This is a genomic window from Novosphingobium sp. SG919 (assembly GCF_012932495.1).
GTDB lineage: Bacteria > Pseudomonadota > Alphaproteobacteria > Sphingomonadales > Sphingomonadaceae > Novosphingobium > Novosphingobium rhizosphaerae.
Genome location: NZ_JABCNG010000001.1, coordinates 83,301 through 98,528 on the forward strand (window position 1 = coordinate 83,301; position 15,228 = coordinate 98,528).

Sequence of the window (15,228 nt, forward strand, 5' to 3'; positions counted from 1 at the left end):
TAATAGAAGATGCGGTTTCCGTGGTGACCTATTTCTAGATAATTATATAATCGAGCCGGATCGCGACTTCCAAATCTTACGGAACTACCCTGAAAATCTCAATTTTTATATTAAATTATTAAATTTTCTGCGAATTTGTCCGCAACCCATTCTTCTGGCGATCCACAGGGAGGGTTGGCGATGCCACCACATTATTTCTCTACCAATAGCCGCCGCAACGCAGCGTGGGGATCGCTTTGCACGCGCGATTCCAGGTTGAATATCATGGTTTGGCGTCGTGCCAGATCATAGGCGGGCCAGGGCGGGATGCCAGCGTGTTGCGGGTTTCCGGTCTTGGCAAAGGCCACCCAGGCCGGGTGCATCTGCACGGCCATGCGATCGGAGCCAGGGCCGGGGCCGACGAAGTCGCGAATGTTGTCCTGCGTGCCGAAGACAAAAGACAGTTCGACCGCGTGTCCGGCCTTGAGTCGACCCCCAAATACCGGGGTTTCCCAGTCCATGCGATACATCCACACCGGTGGCCCCTGCCGCACCTTGCGCTCAGCCAGCAGAATGGTGTTGGTCCAGAACATGCGGTTGCCGTTGAACGCGGTGATCAGGTCGCCGGGACTATAGCCTGGATAGGTCTCGCGCAGGGTGGCGACCACTTCGCCGGCCTTGCGGGGCAGAACCTTGCGCACGGCAGCTTCAAGGTCTGTGTCCGTTGCGGTCGCCAGGCTCTTGTCGCCCAGGGCGAACATCGTGCCTTCGTCCTTGTTGGTGCCGATAAGCAGCGGAATATCGGCGCAGAGCGGCGAGGCATCGGGCGTGAAGGGGCCGCGTGGCAAGGCCTTGCCATCGATGCTGGGGGTGAAGTCCCCCGCCAGGAAGCCGGTGGGGGCGAGCTTGGCGACCGCATCGACAGCCGCTTGCTGGATGTCGAAGATCGTCTGGGTCGGCACGGCGGCGAGGCCCTGGACGTCGCCCGGCCTGACCCCGAGCTTGTCGATCAGCGCGCCGCCGAGCGCCGTGGCATAGGCGCGCGGCGTGGCGTCGAGATCGGCGCCGCTCTGGATCGCCGCCTTGTGGAACAGGCCCTTGGCATCGGGCATGCCCATGAGCAGCGAGACTTTCGCACCGCCACCACTTTCGCCAAACAACGTGACATTGGACGGATCGCCGCCGAACTGCGCGATATTGTCGCGCACCCAGCGCAGCGCCGCCACGATGTCGAGCAGACCAGCCACGCCCGACGATCGGTAATCGGGGCCCCAGCTCTCGGGCAGCTGGGCATAGCCGAAGACGTTGAGTCGATGGTTGATGCTGACCAGCACGACGCCATCGCGCGCGAAATGATCGCCCCAATAGGTCGGACGCGTGCCGGCGCCCGACGAAAAGGCACCGCCGTGCAGCCAGACCATGACCGGCTTGGGCTGGTCAAGCCCTTGCGTCCAGACGTTGAGGAACAGGCAGTCCTCGCTTTGCGTCTCATCGAACGGGGCATCGCGCTGGCCTTGGGCCTGGATTGCCGATGCCCCGAAGCGTCCGGCGTCGGCCACGTTGGTCCAAGGCTGGAGCGGCTGGGGCGGGCGGAAACGCAGCACGCCGACGGGTGGCGCGGCATAGCGCAGACCCTTGAAAGCCAGCGTCCCGCTCAATTCATAGCGGCCGCGCACCGGCCCGTTGGTGGTCTTCACGATTGGCGTGGCTGCGCCGAAGTCTCCGCCAAAAGCAGGGCTCGTGAACGAACGGCTGGCGAGGCTCGTGGCGAGAGCGGCCGTGGCGCCCAGCAGGTTGCGGCGGGAAACGGAAGATGTCATGCGAATGGGGTCCTCTCGCAACCGAAAGCGGCTTCTTTTATTTTCGAAGCGATCGAATATGAAGTTATTCGAAAGTGGTCAATCGGCTTTTCATCCGACGCCGCGGGCTTGGGATTGTGGCGGCCGAAGATTGCCGCATTCCGCAGATTCGTCGGTTTCAACAGACTGCGCAGGATGCGTGAGACGTCCCAGCGCAAATGACACCGTGGCGTCACGTCGCACGGCCGGAATAGGGACGATCGCGATGGATCGGTTGTCGCAAACGAAATCAAACGAAAGAATTAGTTGATCGATTGGCAACGAGTCGTTACGAGTCGCGACAGAAAGCACCCTTTTTCAAATGGCCAAAGCCAGGTGCGAACCAGGAGAGGAACTGCATGAAATCGCCACAATTTCGTGCCGCCGCGCTGTCAGGCAGCGCCATGGCGGCAGGGCTTTGCGTATCTGCGATGGTCAGCCCGGCTGCGGCCCAAGCCGTGCCTGCTGCCGATCCGCCAGCCGCCTTGCCGTCGACGGCTGCCAGCGCCGATGCGACCAGCGAAGCGGACAACACGCAAGTGCGCGAAATCGTCGTGACGGGCACGCTTATCCGAGGCGTCGCTCCGGTTGGCACCAATGTGATCGGCGTGTCCACCGCCGACATCCGCGCAACGGGCGCCTCTTCGACCAACAACCTGCTGGCGACCATTCCCCAGGTCAGCAATTTCAACTCGTTCCCATCCGGTTCAGCCAGTTTCGGCCAGCCCATCGCACAGACCAACTTGCGCAACCTGGGCGCTTCGGGCGGCACCACCACGCTGCTCCTGCTCAACGGGCATCGTTTGGTCGGCTCGGGCATTCTGCAGACGTACGCCGATCCCACGATCATCCCGCCCGGCATTATCGAGCGGGTCGAAGTCGTGCCCGATGGCGGTTCGTCGATCTATGGCTCGGATGCCATCGGCGGGGTCATCAATATCATCACCCGCAAGCGCAGCTCTGGTGTTGACATCGCTGCTAATTATGGTTTCGCCGATGGCTACGCCACGCTCGATGGCAACGTCACGGCGGGCAAGGATTGGGGCAGTGGCTCGTTCACGCTGTCTTATGCCTATGCCTGGCACAACAATATCCAGGGCATCGAGCGCGACTACGTTACGCAGAACAACACCGCCAATGGCGGTAGCGATCGCCGCGTGACCACGTGCGCGCAGCCCAATCTGATCGTGGGCGGCGTCACGTATGCCATGCCCGGTCTGGTGGCCGGCACACGCAACCTCTGCAGCAACACCGATTATGCAGACATCTACCCGCGCGAGCGTCGCCATACCGTCTTCGGCACACTCGACCAGGACCTGAGTGACAAGCTTTCGTTCAACCTTACCGGCTATTTCTCGGAGCGCGTCACGCATACCCTGACAGCGCCTCTGTCCACCAACAGCACGATCACGTCGGCCAACCCCTATTTCCGTCCGATCGGCACCGAAACCAGCCAGCAGGTGCTGTTCGATTACAGCCCGGTCTTCGGCAAGGGCACCGACAATCCCGCGCGCTTCAATTCCTGGGGCTTTACGCCGACTTTCACTTACAGCCTGCCGCACGACTGGAAGCTGCGCGGCATGCTCAATTATGGCCAGAGCTACAATTCCACGACCGAACGTTCGATCAACACCGATGCGGTCAATGCGGCGCTGGCTGCCATGACGACTTCGGCAGCGCTCAATCCCTATGATCTGAGCCAGACCAACCCGGCCGTGTTGACCGGCATTCGCGGTTACACCAACTTCTCGGAAGCCACCCAGAAGTTGGCCGAAGCGCGGATCGTGGCCGATGGCGCGGTGATGAGCCTGCCGGGCGGCGATCTTCGCCTGGCCGTGGGGAGCGAATATCATTGGGAAAAGATCGACGCCCACATTGCATTCGGCGCCGACGCCAGCCCCAAGCAGAACCGCGCCATTGCCTCGCGCAACGTCGCGTCGATCTATGGCGAAGTGCTGGTGCCGTTGGTCGGGCCCGGTAACGCCATGACCATGGTCCAGGCGCTCGATCTCACCGGCTCGGTCCGCTATGACCATTACGACGACGTGGGCGGCACCACCAATCCCAAGATCGGGTTCACTTATCGCCCGGTTCACGGCATTTCGTTCCGCGGCAACTGGGGCACTTCGTTCCACGCGCCCAGCCTGGCCGATACCACCGGCGCGGTTGACGCGCGCGTCTCGTCGATCCCGATCGTGCTGAACCTGGCGCCGGGCAGTTCGCCTGCCGATGTGTTCCGCCCCATTCTCTACATTTCCGGCGGCAACCCCAACCTGCGGCCCGAACGCGCCACGACCTGGTCGCTCGGCACCGATATCCAGCCCGATTTCTTCAAGGGCCTGACGATCAGCGCGACCTATTACAACGTCGATTTCAAGGACCAGATCAGCGTCAATATCGGCGGGCTGTTGGGCGGAGCCAGCTTCTATGCCGATCCCACCAATGCGCCGTTCTATATTCTCAATCCCACATTGGCCCAGGCAACGGCGTTTTCGGGCGGCGTTCGCGCGGACAATTTCACTTCGCTGGCCTCGTTCTTCGCCGCCAACAATCCTTATGCAATCTACGACTTGCGCCGCTACAACCGTGGCCGGCTCAAGCAGGACGGGATCGACTTCAATGTCACGCTGCGCCGTCCCGTCGGCTTCGGCACGATCAATGCCGGGTTCGCCGGCACCTACACGCTTCATCGCAAGACCAAGGATTCGCCGACTTCGGCCTATGTCGAGCGCCTCGACAACGGCGTCAGCCGCTTCAACTTCGTCGCCTCGCTGGGCCTCGATTCCGGAGCACTCTCGAGCCGAGTCTCGCTCAACCACTCGGGCGGCTACCCGATCATCGGCGAACCGCTGCAGCCGCGTGTCGGCGCATTCAACACGGTGAACCTCTTTGCCGCGCTCGATCTGGAAAAGCTGGGGCTGAAGCGGCCGGTGTCGCTGTCGCTGACGGTCAACAACCTGCTCGATCAGGATCCGCCGTGGCGCAATGCCGGTTCGGGCTATGCCAATGGCTCGACGCTGGGACGCCTGGTGCAGTTCGGGCTGCGCACGAAGTTCTAAGGAATGTCGGACGGCGGGGGCAACCCCGCCGAAAGACTCTAGGCCGGGGGCAGGCGGGACGGGGAAACCTCGCCTGACCCCGGCTTTTTGCGTGGCGCTATTCCGCGACGGTCACCACCACGCGGGCATAGTGGGCCAAGGCCGGCGTGCCATCATCGGTCGCTTCGGCAATCAGGTGTAGAGTCTGGCCCGGCTTGGCATCGGCGGGCACCTGAAAGCGCAAGGCAGGGCCGGTGCCGAGCGTGGCGGGCAGCGTCCCGGGATAGGTTCCGGCGGCGGCATAGGGCCACCAGCGCAAGGCCAGGCGATTGCCATCGGGATCGCTGGCTCGCACCGACAGGTCGAGCCAGGCACCGGCGCGCGCGCTGCGCTGGACCGGACCGGCAAGCTGCACCACCGGGGCATGGTTGGCATCGGCGCGGCGCGGCGTGACGGCCCAGAGGAGGCGCGCGGCAAAATCGTTCTGCACGGCGCGGAAGAAGGGTGACGTCGGCGCGCGCGGCACGGTGACCTGCGCAGCAGGATTGGCCAACATGGCCCGGATTGCCGCTGCGGCCTCTGGCGAGACACCGTACGTCTCGCTGTGGGAATGGACCCCGCCCCATCCGCCGAAGCTGCTGTCTCGCCAGCCTTGCAGGCCATTGTCGACCAGGTTGAGGAATGTGGGCGTATCGCCTTCGGAAATGAACGACCCGGGCGCCATGATCGGTGCCCAGACGTGATAGCCTTCGGCGCGCAATTGTGCTGCGGTCTCGCTGGCGATGCCGAAGTAATCGTACTTGTCGCCCGGCACCATCTGCTTGCCATCGCCCCAGACGCGATAGGCCGCGCCGATCGGGCCGCGCGATGAGATCCATCGGCGCGTCCAATCGGCGCCCAGCAGCGCGGCATCTTCGGCGCTGAGAGTCAGCTGCGAGAAGTAGGCCAGGCTCGCGCCATCGGATTGCTGGTTATAGCGGATCTCGGGCCAGTGCGGCTCGATGTATTTGGCATAAGTATCGTCCTGATCGCCCGAAGGCTGAATCACCGCCTTGCGGATAACCTTGGCGCGGATTGCCGCCCATTCGGGCTTGCCGGCATAATCGTCCTCGATCCGCTTGAGCGCGCGGGCGATCGTGCTCTGGCCGCCCCAGGCGTGAAGATAGACCGGCGTTTCCTGGTCATCGAGCAGCAGCTTACGGATCAGTTCACTGCCCGCGGTGTCTTCGCTTATGTCGCCATCGAACGCGACGTTGCCCCAGCGCACTTTGGCGCGCAGCGCGGCCGGGCTGGGATAGGCGGGGTTGTGGACGCGCAAGTTGGGCCAGGCCTGGGCATAGAGATCCAGCGCCTTGTCGATGAACCGCTCGCCCTTGGCCCAGCGCCACGAGGTGCAGGGGCAGGCATCCACCCCGCCACGGTTGTATTCACGACCGGGAAACGTGCGTGCGGTGCCCTTGCCGTCGCCCTTCCAGTGGAACTGGCTGCTGGCGTAGACCAGGCCTTCCACTTTGAAATCGGGCGCGTAGAGCAGGAAGCGCAAGAGCGAGTTGAAATCGTCCAGCTCGGGATCGGTGGTGATCACCACGCGCGGACGCGCGCCGGCGGGTGGCTCGGCATAAGTCGGCGCAGACGCTGCGGCATGCGCGGGTGTCGCGGCAAGAACGCTTAACGGCAGCAAGGCTGCCAGTGCGGTGCGGACCAGGGGGAATGCAGGCATCGGATGTCCTCTCCTTGCGACGGCGTCCACGGCCGTTCGTTGTTGTCGCGGGTTGGCTGGGGTCAGATCGGCGGTTCCATCGTGGCGCGCGCCACCGCCAGGCGCCACGCCGCGCGCGCGGCCTGGCGCAGTGCTGCGGAAAGTTCGGGCGCAAAGCTGCGGTCGCGGGCGCGCAGGCTTTCGGCCAGCGGCCGGCCGATTGTTTCGGCCGCGAGCATGGCGGCACCCAGCGCGCTCAACGCGGTCTGCGCGGGCCGTTCGACCGTGCGGCCCGACAGGTCGGCCAGCATCTGCATGAGAAGATCGTTGGCCGCGGCCTGACCATCCACGCAAATCGCGGCGAAAGGCTGGCCTAGGTCCGCTTCGAGCGCGGCAAGCACGTCGCATATCTGGTGTGCGATGCCTTCGAGCACCGCGCGTGCGACATGGGCCGGGCGCGATCCCAGCGACAAGCCGCAGACTAGGCCGCGCGCATCGGCCTGCCAGTGCGGCGCGCCCAAGCCCGCGAGCGCGGGCACAACATGGACGCCGCAGGCATCGGGCACGCTGGCAGCCAGGATGGTCAGGTCTTCCGGCCCGTTCAGCCCCAGCAATTGCGCGCCAAAGCTAGCGGCATGGCCCGACACGATGATGTTGCCTTCGAGGGCATGAACAGGCGTCTCGCCGCGCTGCCAGGCGATTGTGGAGGAGAGCCCGTGGGTCGAGCGGGTGCGGGTGACGGTAGGCGCCATCAGCGACGAACCAGTGCCCAGCGTGACCTTGACCCGGCCCGGTCCATCGATCGCATGGCCGAACAGGGCAGCGTGGGAATCGCCCATCATGGCGTGGATCGGAATGCCTTCGGGCAGTCCGGCAAAGCCGCCGGCAGTAAGGCCGAACAGCGCGTTCGAGGCACGCACCACAGGAAGGATGCCGGCGGGAATGCCGAACAGGTCGAGCAGGCGCGAGTCCCAGTCGACCATGTCGAGATTGAGCAACTGGGTGCGCGACGCATTCCCTGCGTCGCAAGCGTGGTCGGCGCCGCCGGTCAACGTCCAAAGCAGCCAGGCATCGACAGTGCCGGCGCGCAATTCGCCTGCGTCGGCCAACTGCCGCGCGGTGCCGCGTGGGCCGGCTCCATAGTCGAGCAGCCAGCGCAGCTTGCCTGCCGAAAACATCGGATCGAGCCCCAACCCCGAGCGCGCGGCCACATCGTCGGCATGGCCGGCCTGGCGCAAGGCATCACATAAGGGTGCGCTGCGCAGGCACTGCCAGATCACGCAAGGGCCCACCGCTTCGCCGCTCACTGCATCCCAGGCCACCACGGATTCTCGCTGGTTCGAAATGCCGATCGCCAGGATCGCGGCATCGCCCGCCTGCGCGCGGGCGGCCATGACCGCGGCGGCCACGCTGTCGCGGATCGTTTCCGCCGGGGTCTGCGCCCAGCCTGGCTCGGGATGATCGACTCCGGTGGGAACGGAGCCGGTGCCCAGGATCATGCCATCGAGGCCCACCACCAGGGCCTTGGTGTTGGTCGTGCCCTGGTCGATCGCCAGGATGGCTGGCGCGCTGGCCATCAGCGACCCAGCAGCGTGCGCACGGCCGAGGCGATCGACGGCCCGGTCAACCCGGCGCGTTCCATCAGGAATTCGGCCGAGCCGGTCGGCTGGAAGCCTTCGAAGCCCAGGATCTTCATGCGGCAGGGCTGGTTTTGCGACACGATTTCAGCAACGGCGCTGCCCAGGCCACCTCGCACGCTGTGCTCTTCTGCCGTGACGATCGCGCCGGTCTGGGCGGCGGCCAGGATCGCCTCGACATCGATCGGTGACATGGACGCCATGTTGATCACGCGCGCGGCGATGCCCTGTTGCGCCAGTTCTTCGGCAGCAGCGAGCGCGCGGCACACGACCGTACCATTGGCCAGGATCGCCGCGTTGTTGCCCTCGCGCAGCACTTCGGCCTTCCCGATCGTGAATGTGGCGTCGGCCGGGCGGGGTAGTGCGGGCACGCCCATGCGGCTGATGCGCACGAAGACCGGGCCATCGAGCGCGGCGGCGGCGCGAATTGCCTGTTCGGTTTCCCAGGGATCGGCCGGCACGATCACCGTAATGTCTCCCATGGTGCGCAGCCAGGCCACATCTTCGATCGAATGGTGCGTGGGGCCCAGTTCGCCATAGGCGACGCCGCTGGAAATCCCGCAGAGCTTCACATTGGCTTGCGAATAGGCGCAATCCGCCTTGACCTGTTCCAGTGCGCGGCCGGTGAGAAAGCACGCGGCGCCGCTGACGAACGCGATCTTGCCGCCATTGGCCAGGCCCGCGCCGACGCCGACCATGGCCTGTTCGGCAATGCCCACGTTGATCAGGCGCTCGGGAAACTTGTCACGAAAGCCGCCGAGCTTGCTCGAACCGACGCTGTCGTTGACGACGGCGACCACGCGCGGATCGGCGGCACCCAGGGCTTCGAGCGTGGCAACATAGGCATCGCGGCAGTCATACAGACCGGCCTTGGCCGGGGCGGGGCTGCTCATGCGTCGAGTTCCTTCATCGCTTGTGCGTACTGCTCGGCATTGGGCACACCATGATGCCAGCTGGCCTTGTTTTCCATGAACGAAACGCCTTTGCCCTTGATCGTGTTGGCCACGATGCAGAGCGGCCGGCTGCGGGCGACCGACCCATCCAGCAGCGGGATCAGCGCTTCGACATCGTGCCCGTTCACTTCGACCACGTCCCAGCCGAATGCGCGCCACTTGTCGCCCAGGGGTTCCAGACCGACCGTGTCCTCCGTGCCGGCGCCCTGCTGCAAGCGATTGCGATCGACCACCACGGTCAGGTTGGAGAGCTTGCGATGGCCGGCGGTCATCGCGGCTTCCCAGTTGCTGCCTTCCTGCAGCTCGCCATCGCCGGTGATCACGAAGACGCGATAGTCCGCCCTATCGATTTGACCGGCAATCGCGATGCCCACTGCCACCGGCAACCCGTGGCCCAGCGGACCAGTGTTGGTTTCGACGCCTGGGATCTTGACGCGGTTGGGGTGCCCATTGAGCCGCGAGAGCGGCTGCATGTAGGTGGTCAATTCTTCCTCGGGAAAGAAGCCGGCCTTGGCGAGGGTGCTGTAGAGCGCGCCGGTTGCGTGGCCCTTGGACATGATGAAGCGATCGCGCGCCGGGTCGGCCGGCTGGCCGGGATCGTAACGCATCGAATCGAAATAGAGGGTGGCCAGCACGTCGGTGGCCGAAAGGTCGCCGCCGGGGTGTCCCTGGCGGGCTTCGAATACCATCCGCAAGGCGCGCTTGCGGATCCAGCGAGCCATTTCGCGGACATGAAGGACGCGTTGTGCGAGGTCTGGGCGGCGTTCTGCCAGCGCTTGCGGCATGGACTCTAATCTCCCCTTTTGCCGGCTGGCCATTATCGTAACCGAAAGAGGGGGGCAAGGTTTACCCTTTCGATTTTTTTCGAATTTCTTTCATTTAGCGAGTCTGGCGCTTGAAGCCGCGGTGGAAACTCGGTAACGCCAACTCCAACGCGGCAGACGAAGGACCGCAAGGAGAGGTGGCTGGATGGCAAGCGCAGTTCCCCGGATGCAAGCGATGACGCGATCGGGGACACGATCGGGACGATTCGCGCTGGCCATGATTGCCGTGTTGTTGTCGGCCGGCTGCAAGGTGCTGACGGTCGAGGAAAACCGCCGCCTCAAGGCTGCGGCCGGACAGGGCTTCGATGCAGTCGCGCTGGTCGATCACGATTGGCAGAGCAAGATCATGCCCGCCGTCACCCAAGGTGCCGTGCCCTTTGCCGATCTGGCGAATGCTGCGCGCGCCGGGCAACTGAATGCGTTCGGCGCCGCCCATGGGCATCGTCCCTCCGATACCTCTGCCTACCGGTTTCTGGTCAAGGGCCAGGGCGTGGTTGCCAGCAGCGACCTGGCCGATCCGGCGGGCGGCATCGATCTGCGCGTGGACGGTGTGGGCGACGTCCGCCTGGAAATGGGCCCGGTGCTGATCGACACGGCGCTGCGCGATGCGCTGCCGCTCTATCCCTTCAACGACATGCCCGACCAGATGGCGTTCGGCGCGGTGGCGAGCCAGCTGAATCTGCATGCGCTGGGCCAGACCCGCCCGGTGGCGGCGCATCTTGCCCCTGGTTCGGCGGTCTCCTTTATCGGCGCGGTGCGTGCGCCAGAGGAGCCGGGCGACGGCTGGCGCGTGGTCCCCGTGCGCCTTGTGGCGGGCACCGCACTGTGAATCCGCTGACGCGGGCACAAGGCGGGGGTGAGCGCCCGCTGATGCGGGCGCAGGGCGTGGTTAAGCGCTATGGTGGCGTGACGGCGCTGCACGGCGTGGACTTCGTGGTGGAGCCGGGCCAGGTCCATGTGCTGATCGGCGAAAACGGCGCGGGCAAGTCCACGCTGATGAAGATTCTCGCCGGCATCGAGACGCCCACCGAAGGCGAAGTGCTGGTCGACGAGCAGCCCGTGCGCCTCGCCGGGGTGCGCGATGCCGCGGCGCGCGGCATCGGCATGGTCCACCAGGAACTCAACTTGTGCCCCAACCTGACAGTGGCGGAAAACATCTTCCTGCTGGGCACGGGCCGCGAAAGGCTGGGCCGGCTCGACCGCGCGCGTGAGCGCGACATGGCTCGCGCGGTGCTCGCCCGGCTGCGCCAGGACATAGATCCCGATCGCCGCGTCGACAGCCTGTCGATCGGCGAGCAGCAGATCGTGGAAATTGCCAAGGCGCTGGCCGAGGAATGCCGCGTGCTGATCCTGGACGAGCCCACTTCGGCCTTGAGCGAAGCCGAAGTCGAGGTGCTGTTCGAGGTCATCGCCGATCTCAAGCGGCAGGGCGTGGGGCTTGTCTATATCTCGCACCGGCTGGAAGAACTGCTGCGTGTGGGCGACCGCATCACCGTGATGCGCGATGGCCGCGTGGTGGCGACGGCCGCGGCGGCGGACGCTTCGGTCGCCTGGATCATCGGCCAGATGCTGGGCGAGGAAGGCCAGCTCGAACGCGCCGAATCCCTGCCCATCGATGGGCTGGCGGTTCTTTCGCTGGAAGGCATTCGCTCTCCCCGCGATCGGGTTTCGGCGGCGCTGCACGGCATCGACCTGGATGTGCGCGCGGGCTGCATCCTGGGAATTTATGGCCTGCTTGGCGCGGGCCGGACCGAATTGCTCGAAGTCGCTATCGGCGCGCGCAAGGCGGCCGAAGGCCGTGTCACGTTTCAGGGTGCGGACATCTCGCGCCTTTCGGTGGCCGACCGGATCGACCGCGGGCTGCTGTTCGTGTCGGAAGACCGCAAGCAGCAGGGCATTTTCGCCAATCTCGACGTGGGCCGCAACATATCGCTGAGCGACCTGGCAAGTTGCGCCCGCCACGGGGTCGTGTCCGATCCGGCCGAGGCCCGCGCGGTCGACGGGATGATCGCCCGCCTGGGCGTCAAGGCTGCCTCGCGCCTGTCGGCAATCACCGCGTTGTCTGGCGGCAACCAGCAGAAGGCGCTGATTGGCCGGGCCCTGTTGCCCGGGCCCAAGGTGCTGCTGCTGGACGAGCCGACGCGCGGCATCGATGTGGGCGCGCGCGCTGAAATCTTTTCGACGATCCGCGAGCTCGCCGCCTCTGGCCTTGCCGTGGTGTTCACCAGTTCGGACGTGCTGGAAGTGCTCGCGATTGCCGACCGCGTGGTGGTCTTGTCCAAGGGCCACCTCACGCTCGACCAGCCGGTGCGCCAATGCAGCGAAGAGATCTTAATCGCGGCGGCCAACCAGGCCGCGCCGGCGCTCGTGGCGCCGCAACCGGCAATCTAGGGATGAGTGCGAACGTGAAGGATCAAGTCGTGAACGGGAACGGCGCCATGGCGATCATGCTGCGGTTTCGCACCCTGCTGGCGCTGGCCCTGGTGCTGGCCATCTTTTCCGTGCTGGCGCCCAATTTCCTCACCGTGGCCAATGCCATGATCATGCTCAAGCACATCGCCATCGTGGCGATCCTGGCGATCGGCATGACTTTCGTGATCCTCACCGGCGGCATCGATTTGTCGGTGGGCTCGATCGCCGGGCTTTCGGGCATGGTCGCGGGCGCGCTGATCCTTGACGGCTTGCCGCTGACGGCGCTTGGCTATGTGATCTATCCCTCAATCCCGCTGGTGGTGGTTCTGGTGGTGGCGCTGGGCGCCGCGCTCGGGTTGATCAACGGCGTGCTGGTCAGCCGCCTCAAGGTGGCGCCGTTCATCGCCACGCTGGGCACGCTCTATATGGCGCGCGGCGCGGCGCTGCTGCTTTCGAACGGCGCCACGTTCCCCAACCTTTCAGGCAATCCGGCGCTGGGCAATCAGGGTTTCGGCTGGCTGGGCGCGGGCGTGGTGCTCGGCGTGCCAGTGCCCGTCTGGCTCCTCGCGGTGCTGGCGGTGGGCGCAGCGGCGGTGGCTGGGGCCACCACCTTTGGCCGTCGCGTCTATGCTGTGGGCGGCAGCGAGCGCGCGGCACTGCTTTCGGGCGTGCGGGTCGATCGGATCAAGTGCGCGGTCTATGCGATTTCCGGCGCGACCGCCGCGCTGGTGGGCCTGCTGGTCGCTTCAGACCTCGTTGCCGCGCATCCCGCTTCGGGCGAGGCTTTCGAACTCAACGGCATTGCCGCGGTCGTGCTGGGTGGCGCCTCCCTGGCGGGCGGGCGTGGTACGATCGGCGGCACGCTGGTGGGTGCCTGCGTGATCGGCGTGCTGGGTGACGGCATGGTCATGGTCGGCATCAGCGAATTCTGGCAGATGGTCATCAAGGGGGCCGTGATCGTGGCCGCCGTGGTTCTCGATCGTCTGCAGGAAAGGCTTGGTTGACAGATATGGCGCAGGGCAAGCGTGACACGGAAGGTTCTGTTGAGGCGCGTCGGGCCGATGGCAACGTGCGCTTTGCCGAAGGCCGCCGCGCGGAAATCCTCGAATGGATTCGCGAGGAAGGCAGCGCGCGCGTGCGCGAATTGTCCAAGGCTTTCGGCGTATCGGAAGTGACGATCCGCCAGGATCTCGAGCGACTTGAATCCGACGGCCAGATCGAGCGCGTACACGGCGGCGCGTTCCTCAAGTCCGTGCCCCAGCAAGTGCGCGCCATGGCGCTGCAGCATCACGAGAACATGGACGCGAAGCACCGGATCGGCCTGGCCGCAGCAGCGCTGGTGGAGGATGGCGAGACGATCACGCTCGACGCTGGCTCCACCACCACCCAGGTGGCGGCGAACCTGCTGGAGCGGCGCGACCTGACGGTGATCACCAACGGGCTCAACATCGCGCTGCTGCTTGGCGCGCAGCAGGGCGTTTCGGTCCACATGCCCAGCGGCCATTTCAAGGCGCCGACCCTGTCGCTCAGCGGGGAGGGATCGGCCGACTATTTCCAGGGCCTGTTCGTCAAGCGGCTGTTCCTGGCGGCGGCAGCGGTTTCGATCGAGGATGGCATGAGCATCCCTTCGCTGGCCGACCTGCCGATTAAGCGCGCGATGATCGCCAGCGCGGAAAAGGTCTATCTCGTCGTCGATTCCTCCAAGATCGGGCGGCGTTCGTTTTCATCGGTCGGGCCGATCGGCATGATTCATTGCCTGATCACCGACAGCGGCATTTCCGACAGCGACAAGGCGCGCTTCGAGGATGCGGGCATAGAGGTCATCGTGGCATGAAGCAGGTGCGGGGTGGTGTGAAAGCCTGGCTTATCGGCCTGGCCTTGGTCTTGGTCGCGGGCCTGACCTGGTGGGGCACCGCTGGGCACAAGGCATCGCGGCTGATCGTCATCATCACCCCTTCGCTCGACAATCCGTTCTTTGGTCAGGAAGCCGCCGGCGCGGAGGAACGCGCGCACGAGCTCGGCTATGATACGCTCAAGTTCTCGCATGGCGACGACGCCTTCAAGCAGAGCGAACTGATCGATACCGCCATTGCCCGCAACGCCGCGGCGATCATCCTCGACAATGCCGGCGCCGAAGCCAGCGTGGCGGCCGTGCAAAAGGCCCGCAACGCCGGCATTTCCGTCTTGCTGATCGACCGCGAAATCGCCGCGCGCGGCGTGGCGAGCGCGCAGATCGTTTCGAACAACTATCAGGGCGCGATGCAGGGCGCCCTGGCCCTGGCCCAGGCGATGGGCGGCAAGGGCCCCTATGTCGAACTCGTCGGCAAGGAATCCGATACCAACGCCACCGTCCGCTCGCGCGGGTTCCACGAAGTGCTCGACCAGTATCGCGGCCTTGTGCCGATCGCGCGACAATCGGCCAACTGGAGCCAGTCCGAAGCCTTTACCCGCATGCAGTCCATCCTCCAGGCGCACCCCGAAGTGAAAGGTGTGATCGCGGGTAACGACACCATGGCCATGGGCGCGCTCGCCGCGCTCCAGGGTGCCGGGCGCAGCGACGTGCCGGTTGTCGGTTTCGACGGTTCGAACGACATGCGCGACGCCATTCGTCGCGGCCAGGCCGTGGCGACCGTGTTGCAACCCGCCTGGCACCAGGCGCGCTATGCCGTCGATCTGGCCGATCGCCAGCTGCGCACCGGCAGTACCGGGCAGGCGGAAAAGCTGATCATGGACTGCGTGCTGGTCACGCGAGACAACGCGGCGCGCGTTGCCGATTTCGCTCTGCAGCCAGCGGCACAGTCTGCCGCTGCGCACTAGCTTTCCTTCCCACTTTCCAAGGGGATTCCCG

At 65.2% G+C, this 15,228-nt stretch carries 11 protein-coding genes; 6 read left to right on the top strand and 5 right to left on the bottom strand.

The features are described from left to right. Window positions 1-191 precede the first annotated feature (191 nt). Window positions 192-1,799, bottom strand: coding sequence for a carboxylesterase/lipase family protein (locus tag FHT19_RS00330; protein WP_169473241.1), 1,608 nt, complete (start codon window positions 1,797-1,799; stop codon window positions 192-194). Window positions 1,800-2,176: 377 nt separating this feature from the next. Here FHT19_RS00330 and FHT19_RS00335 point away from each other — a divergent pair, with 377 nt between their 5' ends. After that, complete coding sequence (locus tag FHT19_RS00335) at window positions 2,177-4,876, top strand: TonB-dependent receptor (protein ID WP_169473244.1); 2,700 nt, start codon at window positions 2,177-2,179, stop codon at window positions 4,874-4,876. A gap of 97 nt (window positions 4,877-4,973) precedes the next feature. On the opposite strand, the gene FHT19_RS00340 is transcribed toward FHT19_RS00335, so the two are convergent. The 4 genes from FHT19_RS00340 to FHT19_RS00355 all read right to left on the bottom strand — a co-directional run bounded on the left by FHT19_RS00340 (window position 4,974) and on the right by FHT19_RS00355 (window position 9,866). Then, window positions 4,974-6,575, bottom strand: a complete 1,602-nt coding sequence (locus FHT19_RS00340; RefSeq protein ID WP_169473246.1) for a DUF1593 domain-containing protein — start codon at window positions 6,573-6,575, stop codon at window positions 4,974-4,976. 62 nt (window positions 6,576-6,637) lie between these two features. Then, entirely contained in the window at window positions 6,638-8,131 is a 1,494-nt protein-coding gene (locus FHT19_RS00345) for an FGGY family carbohydrate kinase (protein WP_169473248.1), read from the bottom strand. Next, window positions 8,131-9,084 carry a transketolase C-terminal domain-containing protein gene (locus tag FHT19_RS00350; protein WP_169473250.1) on the bottom strand — a complete coding sequence of 318 codons (954 nt, stop codon included), beginning with the start codon at window positions 9,082-9,084 and terminating at the stop codon, window positions 8,131-8,133. The genes FHT19_RS00345 and FHT19_RS00350 overlap by 1 nt, the downstream gene beginning before the upstream one ends. Continuing rightward, a complete protein-coding gene (locus FHT19_RS00355) occupies window positions 9,081-9,866 on the bottom strand; it encodes a transketolase (protein ID WP_248290211.1) in 786 nt (261 codons plus the stop codon). The genes FHT19_RS00350 and FHT19_RS00355 overlap by 4 nt, the downstream gene beginning before the upstream one ends. A gap of 319 nt (window positions 9,867-10,185) precedes the next feature. On the opposite strand from FHT19_RS00355, the gene FHT19_RS00360 reads away from it, so the two are divergent. The 5 genes from FHT19_RS00360 to FHT19_RS00380 are packed head-to-tail and all read left to right on the top strand — an operon-like array spanning window position 10,186 to window position 15,197. Next, window positions 10,186-10,797: a DUF2291 family protein gene (locus tag FHT19_RS00360; RefSeq protein WP_169473254.1), complete on the top strand. Its 612-nt coding sequence runs from the start codon at window positions 10,186-10,188 to the stop codon at window positions 10,795-10,797. Continuing rightward, on the top strand, window positions 10,794-12,359 hold the full coding sequence (locus tag FHT19_RS00365; RefSeq protein WP_211184806.1) for a sugar ABC transporter ATP-binding protein: 1,566 nt from the start codon (window positions 10,794-10,796) through the stop codon (window positions 12,357-12,359). The genes FHT19_RS00360 and FHT19_RS00365 overlap by 4 nt, the downstream gene beginning before the upstream one ends. 29 nt (window positions 12,360-12,388) lie before the next feature. Further along, window positions 12,389-13,384 carry an ABC transporter permease gene (locus FHT19_RS00370; protein ID WP_211188999.1) on the top strand — a complete coding sequence of 332 codons (996 nt, stop codon included), beginning with the start codon at window positions 12,389-12,391 and terminating at the stop codon, window positions 13,382-13,384. A gap of 5 nt (window positions 13,385-13,389) precedes the next feature. Continuing rightward, a complete protein-coding gene (locus FHT19_RS00375; RefSeq protein WP_169474849.1) occupies window positions 13,390-14,214 on the top strand; it encodes a DeoR/GlpR family DNA-binding transcription regulator in 825 nt (274 codons plus the stop codon). Further along, window positions 14,211-15,197: a D-ribose ABC transporter substrate-binding protein gene (locus FHT19_RS00380; protein WP_169473258.1), complete on the top strand. Its 987-nt coding sequence runs from the start codon at window positions 14,211-14,213 to the stop codon at window positions 15,195-15,197. Before FHT19_RS00375 ends, FHT19_RS00380 begins: the two co-directional genes overlap by 4 nt. The last annotated feature ends 31 nt before the right edge of the window (window positions 15,198-15,228 follow it).